Here is a 21,274-nt window from a genome sequence, read left to right as displayed (position 1 = left end):
TGAAGGTTGAAGGGTGAATTATGAAATTCATCCCTCATCCTTCATCCCTCATTGACACCCGCCCGCTACCCCGCTACACTCCTGTTGTGTAAGAAAACTACACACTGCACAGGAGTGTATATTTATGCTGAACGATTCCCTCATCCCAGTTCTTCGCACCAAGATAGCCACCTACGGCAAGGAAAATCAGGAAGAGTTGCTGTATGCCCTGGCTGAGGGGGCCCGTCTGCTCTCCGGCAGGTGGCGTGTGCGCATCTACCTGGAAGATCTTACCCGTGGTGTACTTTCCTGTGCCCACGCTGCAGGAGCAATGGCCGAGGAGATTCGCGATGTCAGTTTCCCGATCATTTCCACCGAAACCGTTGTCTCCAGTGTATTTGTCAGCCAGTATCCGGTTGATTTCAGGATCTCGGCCGCAGCGCCGGGTACGCCCGATAGCCAGTTCGCACAGCGTTTCGGCTTCCTTGCCAGCTATATCATGCCGGTGGTCAGTCTGGGCAAATCCATAGGTGTACTCTGCATCGACAATGACCCGGACGATGAGCCGATCAGCGCCCAGGGAAAATCGCTGCTGGCTGATTTTACCGGCTTTGTGGCCGACCGGCTTGACCAGGCGCGCATCTACCACCAGCAGGTGCAGCTGGCCCGCCGCCTGGAAGAACTCAAGGCCCGCGAGGCGGCCGGCATGATGGTGGCATCGGCGGTCGGGCTGATCGAAAAGCTCTCTCTGGCGTCGGTTCTTGTTCCGACCCAGTCCCGTGATGCCGCTGGCGGTGAACTGGAGGTGCTGGCCAGTTATTCCGAGGATGAGGATCTCAAGTCACTGTATGACCAGCAGGGGGCCATAGATCTGAAAAAGGGAAGTTCGCTGATCTCCCGCTATATAAATGACCAGGCGGTTATTTCCGACGACCGCATGCTCAAGCCTCTGTTTATATCGGATTTGAGCCAGCACAGCCTGCAGAAACGGGCCCTGACGGAATCAATGGCCCTGCGGTCGCTGTATGTCGTCCCTCGCTATAACCAGGCCACGCGGAGGATTATCTGCCTGGTCAATTATTTCTCCCGTGACCTGTACCGATTCAGCGATTTTGAGATGGGTCTGCTGCAGACCCATGCCGAGATGGTTGAGCGGGTGATCAGCGAGGTAGCGGGGGAACACCTGGAGATCCGGGTGTTGTCGGAGATCACCGAGCTGTTGAATGAGAGTACCGAGAGCCTGCAACCGTTTCTGAGCAAGGTGCTTTCCAAGGCCACGGAGCTGATCGGCGCCGATACCGGCAGTATTGCCATGGTAACGGAGCGTGACGGACTGAAATGGCTGGTGGTGGAGGACGAAAACGGCACGATTGTCGGCGCCAAGAACAAGGAATGGCTGAAGAAATACATCCCCCCCTTTCCGGTAGGCAGCGAGGAACTGCTGCCGGAGGAGCGCAGCCTGACCGGCTATGTCGCCGCTACCAAGCAGCCCAAGATCATTGCCCGGGTCGAGGAGGAGCAGCAGTCAGGCGGCTTCCATCGCTCCATGAGCGAGCTGCTGAAAAGCGAGATTGCCGTGCCGGTGGTATGCGACGATGAGGTGATCGCCGTGATCTGCCTCAACTCCCTGCGCCACGACTACTTTCGTGAAGAACACCGCCGCATCCTGCAGATCATCGGCTCCCTGACGGCCCGGCACATCTCGGACCTGCAGCGCATCGAACGCCTGCAGGGTGAGGTCAACCGGCTGACGGTCGATGTCGCCTACAAGGATCCCCACATATCCTCCTACCGTTTGGGCAATATCATCGGCAACAGCCCAAAATCACAGGAAGTGATCGATTTCATCAACACCGTATCGCCGCCGCTCTTCAACCGGATCGTGTACTGGAGCCGCAGTGTCCTGCAGGAAGCCACCATCGGGCTGCCCTCGATCCTTGTGACCGGCCAGACCGGGTCGGGCAAGGAGTTCTTTTTCAACAACCTCTACAACAAGCTCAATGAGTTCTATCGCCGGGACATCAACCCGGGCGGCGAACTGCCGGTCAAGAAGAGCAATATAGCCGCCTATGCCGGAGATCTGACCTATTCCGAGCTGTTCGGCCATAAGAAAGGGGCCTTTACCGGGGCCTACAGCGACCGGCGCGGCATTCTGGAAGAGACCCGCGGGGGGATCGTTTTTCTGGACGAGATTGGCGACGCGGACCCCAAAACCCAGGTGCAGCTGCTGCGCTTTCTTGACAATGGCGGCTTCATGCGCCTGGGAGATAATACGGAACGCTACAGCCGGGTGCTGCTGGTGGCAGCAACCAACAAGAACCTGCAGGAGGAGATCGCCGCGGGACGCTTCCGTGAGGACCTGTACCACCGCTTGTCAGAACTCTCCATCCGCCTGCCGTCGCTCAACGAGCGTCGCGAGGATATTCCCGATCTTTCGGTGCACTTCCTGGGCAAGCTCTATCGCACCTATCGCGGCGAGGATGAACCGGCCGAGAAACCGCCGGCCCTGACATCAGAGGCCAAGGATGTGCTCATGCGGCACAGCTACAAGGGCAATATCCGCGAACTGCGCAGCATTCTGCTGCGGGCGCTGTTCTTCCGGACCAAGAACATCATCAACGCCGATTCCATCCGCATGGCCATCGCCGGTACGGGCTCGGGTGAGCCGGCCGCCCAGCTGCCGGCCGTGCGCAACCTGGATGAGCGGCTGGCTGGCGATATCATCGAGCGGATCCAGGCCGGAGGTGATTTCTGGAAAGAGGTTTACGAACCGTTCTCACACAGTAATATCTCACGCGAGACCGTCCGGACAGTGATTGAGAAGGCCCGCGGGCAGGCCGGCAAGACCATGCCCGCGGTGGCCCGCTACCTCAAGGCCCTTGGTGATGGGGTGGATAGCGACGAGGAACAGCGCAGGTTGTTCAAATTCAAGAATTTTTTATACAAGACCGTGAAGTTGTGAGGTAGCAGAAAAATACAAAAGGGGCCCCGCTAGCTGGGGTCCCTTTATTTTGCTGATATTATTCGGTGTTACCGGGAATCAAACCGTTACCACGATCTGCCGCCTCCATGGCAGCCGGGCGATCCACAGGTTCTCGTCGCCGTGCTCCACCCCATGGTGCTATTCACGTTCACGACGCCGTTACTATGGGTTGCCGCATTCACTGTCGTGGCGCTGTAGCCTGTGCCGTGGCATGATGAACAACTTATGCCTTGCGAATTCACATGGAAATCATGTTGGCCTGTCGCAGGAGGAATGGCATGGCAGCTCCCGCACGCAGGGGGTGCTGTTGGATTTGTAGCGGCGCTGGCCTGGGTTGAAGCGGCACCCTCACCGGCGCTGTTTACTGCCGTGACGATGAAGTAGTATGTGGTGCCAGCGGCAAGGCCGGTCCGGACTGCGGGATTGCTGGTGTTGGTGATTTTGATGCCGTTGCCTATTGTGACGCCACTGACCGTTGAGTAATATACGTTATACGAGGCTGCGCCGGAAACCGCTGTCCAGGAGATGCTCAGCTGATTGGCGCCGCCGATGCCGCTAACGCCGGTTGGAGCGGTCGGTGCGACCGGTACGCTGGTCGCGGCTGCCGAAACCTGCGCAGATGCAACACTTTCGCCAGCGCTGTTAACAGCCGTGACAATGTAGTAATACGTTGTCGCAGCAGTCCGTCCCGTATGAACATATGCAGAAGTGACATTGGCAATTTTGGTTCCTAAGATCGTGGTCACTCCCGAAGCTGGTGCCCAGTAGATATTGTAGGATGTTGCCCCGCTGACGGCATTCCAGGAAACTGTTACCTGGTTGAGGCCGCCGGCTGAAGTGACGCTGGTCGGCGCGGCGGGGATGGCCGGAGCGCTTGTCGTGGTTGCCGAGACTTGCGCTGAGGGTGTGCTTTCACCGACGCTGTTGACCGCTGTGACAACATAGAAATAGCTGGCGGGGGTGACACTCAATCCAGTCTGCACGGATGGGGAAACGGCATTGCTTATCCTGGTCCCCGTGAGTGGAGTTACCCCAGTGCTTGTGCCCCAGTAGATATTGTACGATGTTGCATTACTGACGGCATTCCAGGAAACTGTCACCTGGCTGAACCCCCCTGCGGCGCTGGCTACAGGAGCGGCGGGAGCGGCGGAAGCAGTCGTGGCGGGCGCTGTTTGGATGTTTTCATCAACTCCGCAACCGGCAAGCATAAGTCCGAGCGTCATCAGGGAAAGAACAATTACGGCGGCCCATGATCTGTTGATCAGTTTTTTCATTACATCTCCTTTGAAAAGTAGTCCCATGTTCGTTGTTGAACATTGAACTGTGCGTGAGTTTAGCAAGGAGGTAATGGGCAACTAACGTGCCAGAGAAGGCCTGGAGGTGTAACGCGTGCAACTGTCTGGATGTGCGGAGGAAAATAAGACGAGGGCGGACGTCGTGGAAGGAAAGCCGTCAGCAGAATCCGTCAAGTCTAACATAACCGCTACATATGGTGAATTGTGACGGGGCTGAACGGAATAATAAAATGGCAAATTGCATATATTTTATAAATGTATTATGAAAGAAACTTTCAAAATATCTGCGAGATCAGTATGCCTGAAATGCATTTCGAATGTTTGATGAACCACAGGGGGGCGGCATGAAATACCCGGAATTGAAAATGAACAAGAATGACCTCTACCGGCGCTATAGCGCTCTCGGTAAGCTGGTGGAATATCCCGGCAAAAGGACGTTCATAGGAAAATGCAGCACGTTCGAACTGTTCCTGGAAAACGGCCCTTCATTTGCCGGATATCTGGAGGAATCACCAAATATGTTCAGTGACATTGTGCAAGACTATCCCGGCCTTATCGATTTGGTGAAGGAAGCCTGGCCGATCTGAAGCGGTACGCTGTGAACAGGCGGTGGCATCCAATGCTCGTTGTCCTTTTACACCGTACGCTTGTCAAACCATTCCGTCACCGCAAGTTTCCCGGTCTGTTTCCCATGTTTTGTCCCCAGTTTTTCAGCCAGTGACTCGGCCTGCATCGGCATGGCCAGATAAAAGCCCTGAACCTCGTCACACCCCAGTTCGGCCAGACTATGCAGCTGATCGCTGTTTTCAACACCCTCGGCAACCACCCGCAGACTCAGGCTTTGGGCCATGGAGACGATGGCTTCAATGATCGCTGCATCGCTTGAGTTATGGCTGACATCGGTTACAAACGATCGGTCGATCTTGATCCGGTCCACCGGAAAATGCTTCAGATAATTAAGTGAGGAGTAGCCGGTGCCGAAATCATCGATACTGAGCTGAATCCCCATCTCTTTAAGCCTGCGGAAGATCTCGACGGTATTTTCCACATTGTCCATGATGACGCTTTCGGTGAACTCCAGTTCAAGGTTCGTAGGATCAATGCCCGTCTCCTGGATAATCGTTGTCAGCATTTCAAGGAATTTGGGATGCTTCAGCTGCTTGCCTGAGATATTTACCGCCATCTTCAGCGCATGCTGCTCGACCCTGTTCCATTCGCGCATCTGAAGGCAGGCGGTGCGCAGCACCCATTCACCGACACTGTTGATCAGGCCGGAATCCTCCAGCAGTGAAATAAATGTTGATGGCTGCATCAAGCCGTAATCGGAGCTTTGCCAGCGCAACAGCACCTCAATGCCGGCCATTTTGGAAGTCTTCAAATCCCACAGCGGCTGATAATGCAGGAAGAACTCCTGGCGTTCAAGCCCCTTGCGCAGGCTGCTTTCAAGCGCGACCCGTTGGGCGATTTTCTGGTTCAGTTCTGCCGAGAAAAACCGGAATTGGGCTCTCCCGTCATTTTTGGCCTGATACATGGCCGTGTCTGCGCAGCGAAACAGGGTTGAGGCATCCTGGCTGTCATCCGGATAGACTGAGATGCCGATACTGGCACTGGTGTAGAGCTGCAGTCCTTCAATTTCGAAGGGCTCGGTAAATATGGCCATAATCCGCTGGATAACCGTTGCCACGCAATCCTGAGTGGCCACAGAGGGGCACACGACCACGAATTCATCCCCGCCGAGCCGTGCCAGAACATCCGATTCCCGCATACAGGCCGCCAGACGCTCGGCAACGGCTCGAAGCAGTTTGTCGCCGACATCATGTCCCTGCGTATCATTTACATCCTTGAAATTGTCCAGATCAAGGAAAATCAGGTTGACCTTGTCCCGGTCGCGTTGTGCCTGGGCCATGGACTGGTGCAGCCGCTCAAGAAACATGCCGCGGTTGGGCAACCCTGTTACGATGTCATAATAGGCCAGCTGGTGGATCTTTTGCTCGGCGACTTTCCGGTACGAGATATCCTCGCAGGTGGTGATGATCCCAAGATAGTGTGCCTCGCTGTCACGTACGGAAATTGATGTCAGGTGGGCCGGAAACTCCTCGCCGTTCTTCCTGACATTGACGCTTTCGCGACTCCAGACCCCCAGTTCTTTCAGTTGCTCGGCAGTTACAGGCCTGCTCCGGTCACTGGTCGAGAATTTGCGGGCCTCTTTTCCGATAAGTTCATGGACCTCAAACCCATGCATCCGGGCTTCAGCAGGGTTGGAGTAAATGATGATACCGTCCACGTTGCTGAAGGTTATGCCGATTGGCAGGTTATCGACGGCTACCTTGAGCATTTCAAGCCGCGCGTGATTTTCGGCCAGCTTGATCACGTTCTGGCTGGCCCGCAGCATGTAGCGCACACGATGCACCAGAAGTTCCGGATTGAGCGGTTTGGCAATGAAATCGGTGGCACCGGCATTGAAGGCACGATGAATTGCATCGGCATTGTCCAGGCTGGTGACCATCATGATCGGGATATACCCGCCATCAGGGAGGGAGCGAATGTCGCGGCAGGTCTCACAACCATCCTTACCCGGCATGATCATATCGAGCAGAACCAGATCCGGTCGCGTGGTCGTGAAACTGCGCAGCGCTGAATCGCCGTCCCCAGCCAGGATTGTTTCAAAACCGGCTGTTGAGAGGGCGTCCTGGAGCATGACCCGCATCAGGAGGTCATCGTCGACAATCAGGATAACCGGGTTTCCGGCAGCTTTCGCAGGTTCTGGCATGATTTGAGTCCCATGACGAAATAAAATGATCTGTAAAGAAAACAGGCAATCAGTGCATCGGCACTGTGAAATCGTTTTTATCAGAAGGCTTTTATAAATACCACTAATTTTAGCCGATTGGCAAAGACGAACGAAGGGCGCTGTTTCCAGCGCCCTTCTTGTACGATCTCATCTGCGGATTCCATGGCGGTTGTACCCGGAGGGCAGATCCAACGGGTTGCTTGAGAGTAATAAACCGGTTACTTTTTATGGCAATCCTTGCAGCTGGTGGGGCCTTTTTTCATGTCGGTATGACAGCCCTTGCAGGTTTTGTGAGCCCACTCTTTACCCAGTGCGGCGATCTTGCCCGGACCTTTCTCATGGCATTTCTTGCAGTCCTTCAGCATCTCCTGATGCTTCTTGTGCGGAAACGATACCTTGCCCATGGATGCGGGCAGTTCAATAACGTCGGCAGCAAGTGCGGTCCCGGAAAAGGCAACCAGGGCAAGCAGGGTAATAACGGTTTTCTTCATAGTCGTCTCCTTGTGATGAGCTGTGCCTTGTCAGGCAGTGTTGAACCAATCGTACTCTATACATTCATACGTCAAAGCAACATTAATATTCAGCAGAACTGATGACCCGGTGATGGCAGTCGCACTTCATGCAGTATATGTTTTCGAGTGTGCGGTTTGAACCCCTGCTTTTCGCTGACAACCTGATCGCTTCTGCAGCATCGTTGGCGGCAACGACAACAGACGTGCCGGCGGCCAGAGAGCGCCAGATTTCAAGGTCGTCTTCACTGGTACGGTCCAGGTCCCCTTCGTCCGGGTGGACAAAGGGGAATCTGGTAAGCACATGACACTGATCGATACAGGTAATCGAGTCATCTGTTACGAGGTAATACTTCATGGCCCCCCCTCATTCAGGCAGGACAGGGAGCTCGACACCGGCCATTTTTTGCACCATCCTGACAACCTGGCAGCTATAGCCGAATTCATTGTCATACCAGACGTAGAGCACGCAGCGGTTTCCTTCGGCAATGGTGGCCAGTGAATCAACGATGCCGGCATGGCGTGAACCGACAAAGTCACTGGAAACCACCTCAGGGGAGTTGGTGTAATCGATCTGGTTCTGCAAGGGTGAATTCAGTGAAATGCCCCGCAGATAGCTATTGATCTCCTCGACCGAGACCGGTTGTGCCAGTTCCAGATTGAGAATTGCCAGTGATACGTTGGGGGTCGGCACCCGGATGGCGTTCCCGGTCAGTTTGCCGTTCAGGTCCGGGATGACCTTGGCCACTGCCTTGGCGGCGCCGGTCTCTGTAATGACCATGTTCAACGGGGCGCTGCGCCCACGCCGCGAGGCCTTGTGATAATTGTCGATCAGGTTCTGGTCGTTGGTGTAGGAGTGGCAGGTCTCCATGTGGCCGTGTACGATGCCGAAACGGTCATTGATGGCCTTCATGAACGGGACAATGGCATTGGTGGTGCAGCTGGCTGCCGAAAAGATCTGCTCTGTTTTCGTTATCAACTCATTGTTGACGCCGGCCACAACATTGGGGATATCCCCCTTGCCCGGTGCGGTCAGGATAACCTTGGAGATTCCGGGGGATTTCAGATGACGGCCCAGGCCGTCACGATCGCGCCACTTGCCGGTGTTGTCGATAAGAATGGCGTTGTGGATGCCGTATTGTTCGTAATTGACCGACTCGGGCGCATCGGAATAGATGATGCGGATCATGTTGCCGTTGGCAATGATGGCATTTTCCTCTTCATCAACGGTAATAATGCCGTCGAAGGGGCCATGGATGGAATCGCGGCGCAACAGGCTGGCCCGCTTGACCAGATCATCGGCACCCCCCTTGCGCACGACGGCTGCCCTGAGCCGCAATTTTTCTCCGCTGCCGGCTTTTTCGATCAGGATACGGGCCAGCAGACGACCGATCCGGCCGAAACCGTAGAGCACAATATCCTGTGGTTCGGTCAGCACTGAACCGCGCCCGGTCAAAAAGGTAGCAAGCTCCTGCTGCACAAACTCCGTTACGGAACGGCCGGTGCCCTTGGTTTGGTACAGGTTGGTCAGCTTGCCCAGGTCAATTCGGGCCGGCGCCAGATTGAGTGTGCTGATCGCTTCCAGCAGGGGAAAGGTTTCCTTGACGGAGAGCTCAGCATCAAGAATCTGACGTGCAAAACGGTGTGCCTTGAGCAGATCGATGGCAGTATTGTGGACCAGTGATCGACCATAAACGGTGGTGACAACATTGTTATCCCGGTACAGATGACCGATCATGGGGAGCATGCGCTCAGCCAATTCCTCCTGGTGCTGCCATTCCTTCAGATGAATATCCTGTTTTGACGAGTTCATAATCGCTCTCTCCTTATATGTTTACCATCCTGATAAGTTAACTGTTTTCCTGAGTAATGCGGCACTTCGAATCATCATCTCCTTTGCCGGATCAAGGCCGATCCGACCCAGTCCGTGGCAAACTGATACGCGATGCGGCCACTGTTGTCGCCTTTGCAGTAGGCCCACTCAATGGCGGCTTTTTCCGCGCTGTCGTTCCATTCGGGAGCAACATTGAATTGCTCGGAGAGTTTGATGACCCACTGCCGGACAATCCCGACATACTGCTCCTGTGAGAAGGGATGGAATCCGATCCAAAGTCCGAAGCGGCCGGAAAGCGAGATCTTTTCTTCAACCGCCTCTCCGTGATGGATTTCGTTGTTGACCAGCATCGCACCCCGATTGTCCGTCTCGTACTCCGGCATGAGATGGCGGCGATTGGATGTGACATAGATTCTCGTGTTTTCAGGAGGGGCATACACGGATCCATCCAGAGCGCTTTTGAGCATCTTGTAGCCCAGTTCGCCGACTTCAAACGAGACATCGTCAGAAAAGATTATGAAGCGGTACGGTTCATGCTTGATCGAATCAACGATTGCTGGCAGGTGAACCAGGTCTTCCTTGTCGACCTGGATAATCCTGAGCCCTTCCGGTGCATAACGATTGAGCAGTGCACGGACGACAGAGGATTTGCCGGTGCCCCGAGTACCCCAGAGAAGGATATTGTTGGCGGGAAATTTGTTGAGGAACTGCTCGGTATTCTGCACCAGCAGTTTTTTCTGCTGTTCAATGCCGAGCAGATCATCGAGGTGGATCCCCTCGATTTCCGGCACCGGGTCCAGGTAGCCGGCAAAGGAGTGTCTGCGCCAGTTGGCGGCATGGCACTCTCTCCAGTAGATCTTGCTCACCCGTTGCGGCAGCAGTATTGAAACGGCGTCAAGGACGCTTTTCAACTGCTCGCACAGAGCCGGATCCATACAGGTCTTATTTGACAATTTTGAACTCATCGCGACGGTTTTTGGCCCAGGCGGCTTCGTCATGACCATGGTCTGCCGGACGTTCCTTGCCGTAGCTGATGGTGGTCACTTTCCTGGCCGGATACCCGAGGGTCACCAGATAGTTCTGGGCTGCCTTGGCTCTTTGTTCGCCGAGAGCCAGGTTGTATTCAGCGGATCCCCGTTCATCACAGTGACCTTCTATCTGGATGGCGGGTTTGCTTCCAAGCAGATGGTAATTTGCCTGCAGAATATCCCTGGATTCGGTTGTCAGGGTATTGGAGTCGAATCCAAAATAAACGCTTGCAAGGGCCGATTTCTGTGCGGCTGTATTCTGCTGGAATTCTGAGGAGGTAACGGCTGCTGCCGGCTGTATGGTCCTTCCCTCCGAGCCGGAAGGTGTCATTGTCGCGGTTGTTGTGGACGGTGATGGCGTATCTTTTCTCTGGGCGGCATTATTGTGCGGATCGGCCTGAACGCCGCCATCCCCTTTATTCACAACCGCATTCTGTGCGCAGCCCGTAACAGACAGCACGACAGCAATCAACAGCAGATGTATCGGTGTTGTTGTTTTCATGCTCTCAGCTCCTTTCGATGTAAAAGTAATGGTATAAAATGAATATATGCTGTTAATAACAGTAACACATGAGAAAGATATATGGTATTAGGTTGTTTGCGTCAATAAAATTATAAAGCACCTAAATAAGTTCTGTACAGATACCAGATCCTCCGGAGTTATACATGCCGAATACACGCTTGAATATCACGCTGCCCACCCCGATTGTCGATGATATCAAGGCCCTGTACGGACAGCGGGGCTTGAGCCAGTTCTTGGAGGAAGCGGCCCGGGAAAAACTCGATGAGGTCAAAAAGAAGGCCTATAAAGGTCTGATTGAAGGCTATCAGTCAACTGCGCAGGAAACGAAAGAGGTGCTCAAAAAATTTGAATCTGCGGTAACGGAGAAACGGGATGTTTAAACGTGGCGGTATCTATGCGGTCAATCTGCCCCATGCCGAAGCGCTGGAGCCGGAAGTTTGTCCCTGCCTGGTGGTGAGCAACAATATCAGTAACGAGTATTCACCGGTAGTTACCATTATTCCCCTGAGTTTTACCAGTCTGGAAAAGATCTATGATTTCGAGACATTCCTGCCGGCTGCGGACAACGGACTCGGCAAGGATGCCAAAATCAGTTCTCATATCCTGATTACGATCGACAAGGCCACCGTGACAGGTGACCGACTTGGATTTATCAATAAATCAATCATGAGCCAGGTCGATAAAGCGCTCTGCCTGCAGCTCGGAATCGAGGATATGCCGGGAGGCCTCAGCCCGGTTAAGCAGGAGGAGTAATGCAGGAAAAACCCAGGTGGTCAGCCTTTGTCCATGCAGTGCCGTTTGTCTTCCGCGAAAAACCTCTGATCGGGTCGGTCATAGCACCCCCTGCAGCTTGTTCCTTACGCTGGTTACCTTGTCTTCCATGGTCTGGCTGCGGTCAGTCCGTGTGCCCAGCTTGATGGTTGTTGTAATGCGTGGCGCCCCCATTTCATGAACAACCTCATGGCAGCGCTTGATCGCCGCAAACACCGTCTCCCATTCTCCCTCGATATTGGTGCCGTAGGAATGCAGGGCGGTCTTCAGGCCCGCGGCCGTCAATACCTTTTCGCAGGCGGCAATATATGCCGAGAGCGAAACGCCCACTCCAATCGGGACGATACACAGGTCTACCAGTACCTTCATATGCGCTTCTCCTCTAGCATTCAGATCGTGCGGACGAACCAGCGAATGGCTTTGAATACCGTCTCGAACAGATCCGGGTCGGCATTTCTCAGTGTTCCGCCGTATTCCTCGAAGCCGGAATAATCGGACGGTGCGCACCCATTTGGAACTGCTGCGCGTTTCTCCCGCTCCACCTCCCGTTCTTTTTCTTTGCGCAGCTGCTCATCTCTCTCCTGGCTGAGGAGTTTACCCCCGGCCTTCATCCATTCAAACAGGTGGCGGAGTTCACCGCCATCCAGCCATACGCCGTGATCCCTGCAGCGGTCAACAATGACACCGCTTTTTGTGCCGAAGTTGACACGGTTCATCATTTTGGAGCAGACCGGGCATTTGATGTAGGTAACAGGGTTGTTTGCAGGGCTCAGATGGTTGTTGATATCATCGAGCCTGCTTCTGTTGATATCAAAAACATTGGAGACAGTAGCCTCCAGCAGCGCTTCCAGTTCTGCCGGGTCAAAAAAGAGTCCCAGGCATTGGTCGCAGCGTTCAATCAGAAATCTGCCGTTTATCTTGAGATCAATGGTTCTCAGGCTGATGGAACATCGCGGGCAGGTGCGGGCCGACTCAATCTCGTGGGTTGTGTAGTGGTGAACCCCTTTGAGATCGGTATCGTTTCGGGTTTTGCAGTATTCACAGATGATCGAATTTGCAGGGAGGGGTGCTGAACAGTTGGAGCAATTAGCCATGGTGCCTCCTATGGTTCAGGCGTCTGATGTATTACGCGACAGTCTCCGCCGCCAGTGGCAGGGTCACGGTAAAGATCGCACCGGAACCGGCATTGGCCGCCTTGATAGAGCCGTTGTGATTCAGCAGAATGCGGTTGACGATAGCCAGGCCGAGCCCGGTACCATGGCGTTTGGTGGTGAAAAACGGATTGAATATCTGCGGCAGCATCTCTGCCGGTATCCCGCCGCCCGAGTCGCTGACGCTGATCTGAACCGTTGGTCTGCCTGATGTCAGGCGCTCTACCTGCACAGTGATACTGCCACCATTCGGCATGGCTTCGCTGGCATTCAGTATCAGGTTGAAAAAGACCTGCTTGAGCTGGTAGGGGTCGCCTAACAGAGGATAGTGATCATCCGCCAGGTTTGAAGTGAGTCGGATGCATTGGTCTTCCAGGGTTGTGGCGCTGCAGATGAAACAGTCCCGCAGAATCTCGCCGAGATCACAGGCGCTGTAGCAGATGGTCGGTTTGCGGGAGAACGCCAGGATGTCGGTCAACATGGCTTCGAGGCGGCTGACCTCTTTGACGATCGTATCGGCATAGCCATGTTCACGCGTAGCAGCGGGCAGGCTTTTCAGAATACGCCCGGCAAAACCTCCGATGGTGATGAGCGGGTTTTTCAGCTCATGAGCCACGTTGGCTGCCATTTCGCCGATGGCAGCCAGGCGTTCACCATGAATCAGGCGTTCGCGGGCGTCCCGCAGGTTGGAGTGGGCATTCTCGATGCGGTTGTAGAGCATGGAATTTTCTATTGCCATGCCGGCCTGATTGGCAAACAGCTGTAAAAAATGGAGGTCATCGCGGCTGATCGGCCGGCCGGATTGCGGGTTGTCCACAACGATGATGCCGAACGATTGCTCCCTGGCAACCAGCGGTGCCGCTGCAAAGGAGACCGCCCCGAGGTGCTTGATAAAGCTACAGGTGTTGCATTCATGGCAGCCCGCATCCTCTATGAGACACAGTCGCTGCTCGATAATGACCTTCTTGATCACCGGGCAATCATTGTCGATGTCAATCCGGGTGGATCTGACCAGGGAACAGAATTCAGTGGAACGCTGGTGGGTGATCACCTCTTCGCTGATATCCCACCGGCTGCTGAGCGTGTCATCGCCGCCGATGATTTGCAGACCGTTGGCTGATTCATGCTGAACGCCGAGCATACCCTGGAGCACACCCGACTTTTCGTTGCGCAGGAACAGCATGGCCCGGCCGAAGAGCAGCGAACGACCGGACGTGAGTGCGGTCAGGATAAGGTGTGACAGCTTGTTGATGTGAATGGTGGACAACATGGTGTTACTGAACTGATACAGCAGCGTCAGTTCAGTAAGTTGCTTGCTGGTTGCGTTATTTTCGGAGGGGATGGGGTCTGCCATTGACATGCACCTGAAACGCGGTGGAGTGGGATGTTATACCATCAGGGGTGTCGTTCTTTCTGTTCCTCTTCCATCTTGCAATTGATGCAGAGCGTTGTAACCGGCCGCACCTTGAGTCGCGCCTCGCTGATTTCGTCTCCGCATTCTTCGCAAATGCCGAAGTCACCGCTGTCGATACGTTCGATGGCATCCTTGATCTTGTTGATCAGTTTGCGTTCGCGGTCGCGGATACGCAATTCGAAATTGCGGTCCGATTCCTGGGTAGCGCGGTCTGTCGGGTCGGGAAAATTGGATGAGTCAGAAGTCATTTCCGTGACGGTTTTGCCCGCGTCGCTGATGAGGGTTTTCATCTCTTCAGCCAGTACATTCCTGAAATATTCAAGTTTTTCAGCGTCCATAACCTGCTCCTGAGTCATTAAATGTTCAGATTTTAAAGGTTACGCTGCTGCAAGTCCAGCAAAAAATCCAGTTCGGACATTAACGATCAAAGAGCAGCTGCATGGCATCCTGAACCGAGGCCACTCCTTCAACCTTGATGGCGCCCTTTTTGAGGCGCTTTATGCTCCCGGACGGGATGATGCAGGTACTGAATCCCAGTTTTTCAGCCTCGGCGATGCGCAGCTCCGGTTGGGTGACGGCCCGCACCTCGCCCGCCAGCCCGACCTCACCCAGCACAACGGTTTGAGGGTCAATGGCCTTGTCCAGATGGCTGGAAGCCACCGCCATGATCATGGCCAGGTCGGCGGCCGGCTCGTTGAGACGCACCCCGCCGGCAGCATTGAGGAAGATGTCCTGGCCTGCCAGGTGCAGACCGACCTTCTTTTCCAGGACCGCCACCAGCAGCGCCAAACGGTTATGGTCCACCCCGATGGTCGTGCGTCGCGGAACACCGTAGGACGAGGAGGTTACCAGTGCCTGCAGCTCTACCAGCAGGGGGCGGCTCCCCTCCAGGGAGGTGGTAACCACCGAGCCTGACACCCCCAGGGGACGCTCGGACAGGAACAGCTCCGACGGGTTGGCGACACCGCACAGCCCTTCCTGTTTCATCTCGAAGACCCCGATTTCGTTGGTAGAGCCGAAACGGTTCTTGACCGCCCGCAGGATGCGGAAGGGATGGCTACCGTCCCCTTCGAAATAGAGCACCGTATCGACCATATGTTCGAGGACCCTCGGACCGGCAATGGAGCCGTCTTTGGTGACATGGCCGACAATAAAGATCGGGATGTTGCTCCCTTTGGCCAGCAGCATCAGCTTGCCGGCTGACTCGCGGACCTGGCTGACACTGCCGGGGGCAGACTCCAGCGCCGAGGTCCAGACGGTCTGGATCGAGTCAACGACCATGACCCCCGGTTTTAATGAGGCGGCATGGGCCAGGATCGCCTCCAGCGAATTCTCCGCCAGAACCAGCAATCCCTTGTGTGATACCCCCAGGCGTTCGCCGCGCAGACGGGTCTGGGAGGCCGATTCTTCGCCGGAAACATACAGCACCGGCCCGACACTGGCCGCCAGGTTGAGCATGGCCTGCAGCAGCAGGGTTGATTTGCCGATGCCCGGGTCGCCGCCGATCAGTACCAGTGAGCCGGGTACGATGCCGCCCCCCAACACCCGGTCGAGCTCGCCGATTCCGCTGACAACCCGGGTTTCGGACTGGGCCGGCACATCGCAGATCGGAATCGGCCGGGTGTGTGAAGCGGGTGAGGTACCATGAAGCGCCTTGACAACGGCTTCCTCGGCCATGCTGTTCCATGCGCCGCAATCCGGGCATTTACCCAGCCATTTTGGTGATTGGCTGCCGCATTTCTGGCAGGCGAAGATGGTTTTATGTTTCACGAGTGCTCCCGACGGAAATCTGTGGAATGGAAAGCGTCATTGCCGCCGAGCGGCCGCTGTTGGCCGGTTGTTGACCGGCTTAAGGTTTGACAAAGACGATTTTCTGTATATTATTACACTTTGCACTCTTATTGCACAAGGAATGACAATGGATTTCTATCGTCCACCCGCACTCCAAGAGGCCCTGGATGCCCTTGGTAGCATCAACAGGGCATTGCGGGCGTGGAAGTTCTATCCCAAAGGGCACCCCGTCCGAAAGACAAGCATCCAGCAGGCCCATGTCGCCATGCTGAGCCTGCTGGACGGTAACAACCTTTCCCTGAACAGCGGCCGGACAGATTTCAGCTTTCCTGATGGCGAAGTCCTCAAGGACTCCACCCGCATGTCATCCAGCCTGTCCTACGAACTTTTTATCCGCAGGGTCCGTAACATCACCTTTCTGTATGACCTGCGTCAGGAGGATCTGCTTGATCTCCTGAGGCTTCTCACGATCACCCCCGAAGTCGTTCAGAAATCCGGTGGTATGGATAAACTGATGCTGGAGCATGGTATCCGGACCATCTGGGTCAACGAATTCGACCTCTCTGTTATCCATGGCAGGCGGCGAGGTGTGGAGTTCGCGGGAAACTCCCCCCAGGCTCTGGACGAAATAGAAAACGGTCCGTGTCTGGAAGCTGTTGCTGATCCGGAAGAAACGGTTGTATTCGAGGATGCGCACAATCCCGTTAACCAGCTGCAAGTGCTGCTCGGGAGATTGATCGCAGCGGCGGATGATGATCTGTATCTGTTGCTTGTCCGCCAGGCGGTCGATTGTACCGATGCGCTCAAGGCGCGCCATGAACTGGCCGCCCTGTTCCCGTTGGTGGAGTTGCTGACCGATCAGGCCAATGATCCCGGTCGCGGGGAAGGCCTGCGGAAAACCGCCCGTTACGGGCTGGAGCAACTGGCCTCCGGTGATGAATTTCTTGGGTTTCTGCTAGAAGGCATGGATCAGGCCAATTCCCTTTCACACGAGGCTGCCCTGGCGATTCTGACGGCAGCCGGACCGCGGGCGGTCTTTCTGATGGTGGAAAAGATCGGGATAATCGATAACCTGGCCGTGCGTAAAACACTCAGCACCCTGCTGGTATGCCTGGGAGAACCGGCGGTTCCCTCACTGCTGGAGATGATGGGCGACACGCGTTGGTATATTGTCCGCAACCTGTCAGCAATCCTGGGGGACATCGGCACGCACGAAGCGGTGCCTGCGCTGCAGAAGTGTCTGCTGCATTCCGACCTGCGTGTCTGTAAGGAGGCCATCCGCAGCCTGGCCAAAATAGGGGGAAGGGACGCTGAAACCGCTATCATTGAGGTGCTGCGCGGAAATGACCCTTCGCTGTTTCCGCAGGTGATCGCATCGCTGGGCGGCTTGAAGAGCAGGAATGCCCTGGTGGATCTGATGCGGATTGTCTGCAGCCATGATCTCTTTCTCAAGCACCTGTTGCTCAAGATTGACGCTCTGGGCGCCATTGCCATGATCGGTGATCGCCAGGTGGTGCCGATCCTGGTCGATATCCTCTCAAAGGGGCACATTGTTGTACCCGGGCGCTGGAAACAGTTAAAGATCGCCATTGCCGGCTGTCTGGCGCGGCTTGGTGACAGCCGGGCACTGCCTGTGCTGAAGAACAGGGCCTCTGACCCGGGGGAGTTGGGCCGGGCCTGCGCAGAGGCGGTTGAAACCATAGAACGTGCAGGGGGGGAGCAGCATGGAGTCGCTTGATAATCAGGGAGCCCTGAGGATGATCACCCTCTTTTCCGGTGCGGTCAAGGGCATGGCCTTTTATCCCGCCTCGCATCCCGCTATTTATCAGCCGTTGCTGGAGCTGGACAAGATCCTGGGCGCCGCGCTCGGGCGGGTGTCGGAGGTTTCCTGGGGGATCATCGATGGCGTCATGTTTTTCGATGAGCACCTGTTCATAACCCCTTCGACCGCAATTGCCGACCTGACAAACCGCATGCTGGAGAAGGATGTCGGCCGGGTCGTCATGACGGCCGGTTTTACCTTTGATGAACTGCAGTGTTTTGTGCGGCTGTTCTCGGTCAAGGGTACCGCTTTCGGAGCACTCCGCGACCAGATGCTGCAGGAGGGTATTACCCACATTCGGCTGGTGCAGCAGGGTGAGGAAGTCTTCGATAGTCCTCAGGATGAAAATGCGAACGATTTTGAGGATAACGGGGATTTCCTGGCCACCTATGGCCAGGCGCTGACCGCAATCCGGGGGATCTGCCGCGACATCGAGCGTGGACGCATCCCCAACAGCGCCCCGGTTCTCCGGGTCGTTGACCGGATGGTCGGCATTACCATGCAGGATCCCTCCACCCTGCTGGGTCTGACGATGATCAAGGATTATGACAACTATACCTTCAACCACTGCGTCAATGTGGGGGTGCTGGCCATGTCGTTGGGTGCCGCACGCGGCCTGGATGTCATGTCCGTAAAATCACTGGGTATTGCCGGCCAGTTGCACGACATCGGCAAGACCATGATTCCCAAGCTGATCCTCAACAAGCCGGGCAAGCTGTCCAGTGCCGAGTTTGACGAGATGAAACGGCACCCTGAGCTGGGAGCCAAGATCATTCGAGAAATGGAGGGGCTGGACCCCTATATTGCGCAGATTGTGCTGGGGCATCATCTGCACTACAACCGCAGCGGCTATCCGGAATGGGCCCAGAAGCTGCCCTTTAACGAACTGATCGACATCGTTGCCATTGCAGATACCTATGACGCCATTACCACCCTGCGGGTCTATCAGCACCCGGTCAATCCCCGAGCGGCTTTGACCGAAATGCAGACAATTGCAGGCACCTATCTGGATCGTGACCTGGTGGCTACATTTGTCGAGATGATGGGAAAATATCCGGTAGGGACCCTGGTCCGGCTGGACACCAATGAGGTGGCGGTTGTCTATCGTCCCAATCCGCTGGATGATGAGGCGCCGATGGTCAGGATCCTGATCGAGGGTGATGGATCACGACTCAGGGTTCCCCGGGAACAGTCGCTGGTTGAACAGAGTGGCTCGCGCTATGCCTCTGTTGTGGCGGTTGTTGATCCTCTGCTGAAAAATATTGATGTAGGCAAGTTTGTCGCCAGCGGGAATTATTAGGAGCCGTTACGAAGTAACTGTTACATCCTTGTTGTTTCGTTACGGCTCCTTATGCCGTTTTTCCTTGAAATATGTAACAGTTATTATATTCAGACGGCTTAGAACGGCAGCAGGTTCAGGGCAGTAGCAGCGGCTTTGCGGGTTGATGCGTGAGCTGAAGACAAAAGGGCGATGATGTCGTCCGTTGAAGCAAGGTCGCCCAGTCGGGCCAGAGCCAGGGCGGCTTCTGCCTCCAGGTCACCATTGGATGCCTTCAGAAAAGGGCGCAGGCGCTCACGCAGTGTGGTTGAGGCCGGAAAATTGCCCAAGGCGGTGATAGCCCTGGCCTGAATGGCCGTATTCTGGTCATCGAGACGTTCCAGCAGCACCGGCAGTGTAGAGGGTTTGGCCAATCGTCCCAATGTTTCCACGGCAGCGGAGCGGATGTCGGCTTCGGGGCGGCCGGCACAGTAGGCCAACGGTGCAATCACCCTTTCATCGCCGATCTCTCCCAACGCATGGATTGCCGAAATCCGTGTGCCCGTGTTACCGCTTTTAAGCGCGTGCAGGATCTCGTTGATGTCGCAGGAAACCTCAAGCTGCTCTATGGAGCGGGCCGCGGCGGCACGCACCTCCGGGTCGGCATCTTTCAAGAGCGGTTTCAGCAGATCAATTCTCTGACGGATCAATTCTTTCATGATACATATACTTGTAGCAGATCGTCTGATTTCAGACAACCATGATTATTTGTGGCTTGAATAGCGTTTTGCGGTTTGTTATAGTACACGACAAAACTGGTCATGAATTGAACGCGCGACAGCGTCGTCGTGAAGATGTGCAGCTACGACGAAAAGGAGATCACTTACAATGATGGGAGCAATAGAAATCAAGCAGGGATTATACTGGATCGGGTCTGAAGACCCGGATTTGCGGGTTTTTGACGATCTTTTTCCTACGGAACATGGTACGTCGTACAATGCCTACCTGCTCAAGGGGAACAATAAAATTGCCCTTATCGATACCGTTGAGCACAAAAATGTGGACGAATATATGGACAAGGTCAAATCGCTGGTTGATCCGGCTACGATTGACTACATCATCGTCAATCATACCGAGCATGATCACACCGGTTCACTGGCCTATCTTCTGGAGCAGGCCCCCCAGGCCGTCATTTACTGCAGTGTCGCGGCAAAAAACTTCCTCGGCAATATCCTGCACCGGCCGTTTACCTGCCAGACGGTCAAAGATGGCGATACGCTTGACCTGGGAGGGCGCACGCTGCGTTTCATTTCCGCTCCCTTCCTGCACTGGCCCGACACAATCTTTACCCGTTTGGAGGAGGAAAATATTCTGTTTTCCTGCGATGCGTTTGCAGCCCATTACTGGAAGGTCGGGCATATCTTCAACGATGAATGTGAAGACTTCACCTCGGCCCGCCAATTCTATTTTGACTGCATCTTCCGCCCTTTCAAGGATAAGGTGCTGTCTGCGGTAGAAAAGATCCGCCACGACGTGATCGACATGATCTGCCCAAGCCACGGTCCGATCATCCGCCAGGACCCCTGGAAGGTTATCCAGCAGTTTGAAAACTGGAGCAAACCGACTTCCCAGAACAAAAAGATCGTTATTCTGTTTCTGTCACCTCACGGCAGCACCGAGAAGATGGCCCACGCCGTTGCTGCTGGTGCCACCCGCGACGGCATCGAAGTCATCAGTTACCATATCAATAGTCTGAGCGCCGGCGAGCTGCGCAACCTGATGGAAGAGGCCAGTGCCATGATTTTCGGCATCCCTACCTTCAACCGTGACATCGCTAAACCGATGTGGGAGGTGTTGGCCTACCTCAGCACCGTGAAACTCAAGACAAACCTGGCGGGAATATTCGGCAGTTACGGCTGGAGCGGCGAAGCCTGCAAGATGGCAGAGGAGCGTCTGAAAAGCCTTGGTTTCAAGCTGGTGGCAGAGTCTGTCCGCACGACCTTTTCACCCACCGACGAGGTGCTGGCACAGTGCGAAGGGTTGGGCAGGGCTGTTGCTGAAGAGGTGGCAAACAAGAACTGAATAGATGGAAATTCCTGCAGGTAAACGGAGGGCGGCTGATAAT

General features: G+C 55.1%; 20 protein-coding genes. 7 read left to right on the top strand and 13 right to left on the bottom strand.

Going from position 1 to position 21,274, the window contains the following annotated elements; translation table 11 throughout:
• Window positions 1-124 precede the first annotated feature (124 nt).
• Complete coding sequence (locus tag ACOCF6_RS11250) at window positions 125-2,941, top strand: GPMC system transcriptional regulator (RefSeq protein ID WP_482460470.1); 2,817 nt, start codon at window positions 125-127, stop codon at window positions 2,939-2,941.
• Between the two features lie 86 nt (window positions 2,942-3,027).
• On the opposite strand, the gene ACOCF6_RS11245 is transcribed toward ACOCF6_RS11250, so the two are convergent.
• Entirely contained in the window at window positions 3,028-4,236 is a 1,209-nt protein-coding gene (locus ACOCF6_RS11245) for a fibronectin type III domain-containing protein (RefSeq protein WP_482460469.1), read from the bottom strand.
• 365 nt (window positions 4,237-4,601) lie between these two features.
• On the opposite strand from ACOCF6_RS11245, the gene ACOCF6_RS11240 reads away from it, so the two are divergent.
• Window positions 4,602-4,844 (top strand): hypothetical protein, encoded by a 243-nt coding sequence (locus tag ACOCF6_RS11240; protein ID WP_482460468.1) that lies wholly within the window; start codon window positions 4,602-4,604, stop codon window positions 4,842-4,844.
• A 47-nt stretch (window positions 4,845-4,891) separates the two neighbouring features.
• Here the strand turns inward: ACOCF6_RS11240 and ACOCF6_RS11235 are convergent, their stop codons facing one another.
• From ACOCF6_RS11235 to ACOCF6_RS11210, 6 genes are all read right to left on the bottom strand, one after another.
• A complete protein-coding gene (locus tag ACOCF6_RS11235; RefSeq protein ID WP_482460467.1) occupies window positions 4,892-7,027 on the bottom strand; it encodes a putative bifunctional diguanylate cyclase/phosphodiesterase in 2,136 nt (711 codons plus the stop codon).
• A gap of 239 nt (window positions 7,028-7,266) precedes the next feature.
• Window positions 7,267-7,539, bottom strand: a complete 273-nt coding sequence (locus ACOCF6_RS11230) for a cytochrome c7 (RefSeq protein ID WP_482460466.1) — start codon at window positions 7,537-7,539, stop codon at window positions 7,267-7,269.
• Window positions 7,540-7,621: 82 nt separating this feature from the next.
• A complete protein-coding gene (locus tag ACOCF6_RS11225) occupies window positions 7,622-7,915 on the bottom strand; it encodes a hypothetical protein (protein ID WP_482460465.1) in 294 nt (97 codons plus the stop codon).
• 9 nt (window positions 7,916-7,924) lie between these two features.
• Window positions 7,925-9,370: a glyceraldehyde-3-phosphate dehydrogenase gene (locus tag ACOCF6_RS11220; protein WP_482460464.1), complete on the bottom strand. Its 1,446-nt coding sequence runs from the start codon at window positions 9,368-9,370 to the stop codon at window positions 7,925-7,927.
• 74 nt (window positions 9,371-9,444) lie between these two features.
• A complete protein-coding gene (locus tag ACOCF6_RS11215; RefSeq protein WP_482463334.1) occupies window positions 9,445-10,326 on the bottom strand; it encodes an ATP-binding protein in 882 nt (293 codons plus the stop codon).
• A gap of 7 nt (window positions 10,327-10,333) precedes the next feature.
• A complete protein-coding gene (locus ACOCF6_RS11210; RefSeq protein WP_482460463.1) occupies window positions 10,334-10,921 on the bottom strand; it encodes an OmpA family protein in 588 nt (195 codons plus the stop codon).
• Window positions 10,922-11,085: 164 nt separating this feature from the next.
• On the opposite strand from ACOCF6_RS11210, the gene ACOCF6_RS11205 reads away from it, so the two are divergent.
• Together ACOCF6_RS11205 and ACOCF6_RS11200 are read left to right on the top strand one after the other, a co-directional pair.
• Window positions 11,086-11,322: an antitoxin gene (locus tag ACOCF6_RS11205; RefSeq protein ID WP_482460462.1), complete on the top strand. Its 237-nt coding sequence runs from the start codon at window positions 11,086-11,088 to the stop codon at window positions 11,320-11,322.
• Entirely contained in the window at window positions 11,315-11,695 is a 381-nt protein-coding gene (locus ACOCF6_RS11200) for a type II toxin-antitoxin system PemK/MazF family toxin (protein WP_482460461.1), read from the top strand. Before ACOCF6_RS11205 ends, ACOCF6_RS11200 begins: the two co-directional genes overlap by 8 nt.
• 78 nt (window positions 11,696-11,773) lie before the next feature.
• On the opposite strand, the gene ACOCF6_RS11195 is transcribed toward ACOCF6_RS11200, so the two are convergent.
• The 5 genes from ACOCF6_RS11195 to radA all read right to left on the bottom strand — a co-directional run bounded on the left by ACOCF6_RS11195 (window position 11,774) and on the right by radA (window position 16,048).
• Window positions 11,774-12,082: an MTH1187 family thiamine-binding protein gene (locus tag ACOCF6_RS11195; protein ID WP_482460460.1), complete on the bottom strand. Its 309-nt coding sequence runs from the start codon at window positions 12,080-12,082 to the stop codon at window positions 11,774-11,776.
• A gap of 20 nt (window positions 12,083-12,102) precedes the next feature.
• Window positions 12,103-12,807, bottom strand: a complete 705-nt coding sequence (locus ACOCF6_RS11190; RefSeq protein ID WP_482460459.1) for a zf-TFIIB domain-containing protein — start codon at window positions 12,805-12,807, stop codon at window positions 12,103-12,105.
• A 31-nt stretch (window positions 12,808-12,838) separates the two neighbouring features.
• Complete coding sequence (locus ACOCF6_RS11185) at window positions 12,839-14,218, bottom strand: ATP-binding protein (RefSeq protein WP_482460458.1); 1,380 nt, start codon at window positions 14,216-14,218, stop codon at window positions 12,839-12,841.
• Window positions 14,219-14,259: 41 nt separating this feature from the next.
• Window positions 14,260-14,616 carry an RNA polymerase-binding protein DksA gene (gene dksA / locus ACOCF6_RS11180; protein ID WP_482460457.1) on the bottom strand — a complete coding sequence of 119 codons (357 nt, stop codon included), beginning with the start codon at window positions 14,614-14,616 and terminating at the stop codon, window positions 14,260-14,262.
• 79 nt (window positions 14,617-14,695) lie between these two features.
• Complete coding sequence (radA, locus tag ACOCF6_RS11175; protein ID WP_482460456.1) at window positions 14,696-16,048, bottom strand: DNA repair protein RadA; 1,353 nt, start codon at window positions 16,046-16,048, stop codon at window positions 14,696-14,698.
• Between the two features lie 148 nt (window positions 16,049-16,196).
• On the opposite strand from radA, the gene ACOCF6_RS11170 reads away from it, so the two are divergent.
• Together ACOCF6_RS11170 and ACOCF6_RS11165 are read left to right on the top strand one after the other, a co-directional pair.
• On the top strand, window positions 16,197-17,807 hold the full coding sequence (locus ACOCF6_RS11170) for a HEAT repeat domain-containing protein (RefSeq protein ID WP_482460455.1): 1,611 nt from the start codon (window positions 16,197-16,199) through the stop codon (window positions 17,805-17,807).
• On the top strand, window positions 17,794-19,191 hold the full coding sequence (locus tag ACOCF6_RS11165) for an HD-GYP domain-containing protein (protein ID WP_482460454.1): 1,398 nt from the start codon (window positions 17,794-17,796) through the stop codon (window positions 19,189-19,191). Before ACOCF6_RS11170 ends, ACOCF6_RS11165 begins: the two co-directional genes overlap by 14 nt.
• A gap of 98 nt (window positions 19,192-19,289) precedes the next feature.
• Here the strand turns inward: ACOCF6_RS11165 and ACOCF6_RS11160 are convergent, their stop codons facing one another.
• Window positions 19,290-19,868: a HEAT repeat domain-containing protein gene (locus tag ACOCF6_RS11160; protein ID WP_482460453.1), complete on the bottom strand. Its 579-nt coding sequence runs from the start codon at window positions 19,866-19,868 to the stop codon at window positions 19,290-19,292.
• A gap of 169 nt (window positions 19,869-20,037) precedes the next feature.
• Between ACOCF6_RS11160 and ACOCF6_RS11155 the strand changes: the two genes are divergently transcribed.
• Entirely contained in the window at window positions 20,038-21,231 is a 1,194-nt protein-coding gene (locus tag ACOCF6_RS11155; protein WP_482460452.1) for an FprA family A-type flavoprotein, read from the top strand.
• The last annotated feature ends 43 nt before the right edge of the window (window positions 21,232-21,274 follow it).

This window comes from Geobacter psychrophilus, from assembly GCF_056821595.1.
Note: the sequence above shows the minus strand (reverse complement) of the source record. Positions and strands in the feature narration are given on the sequence as shown.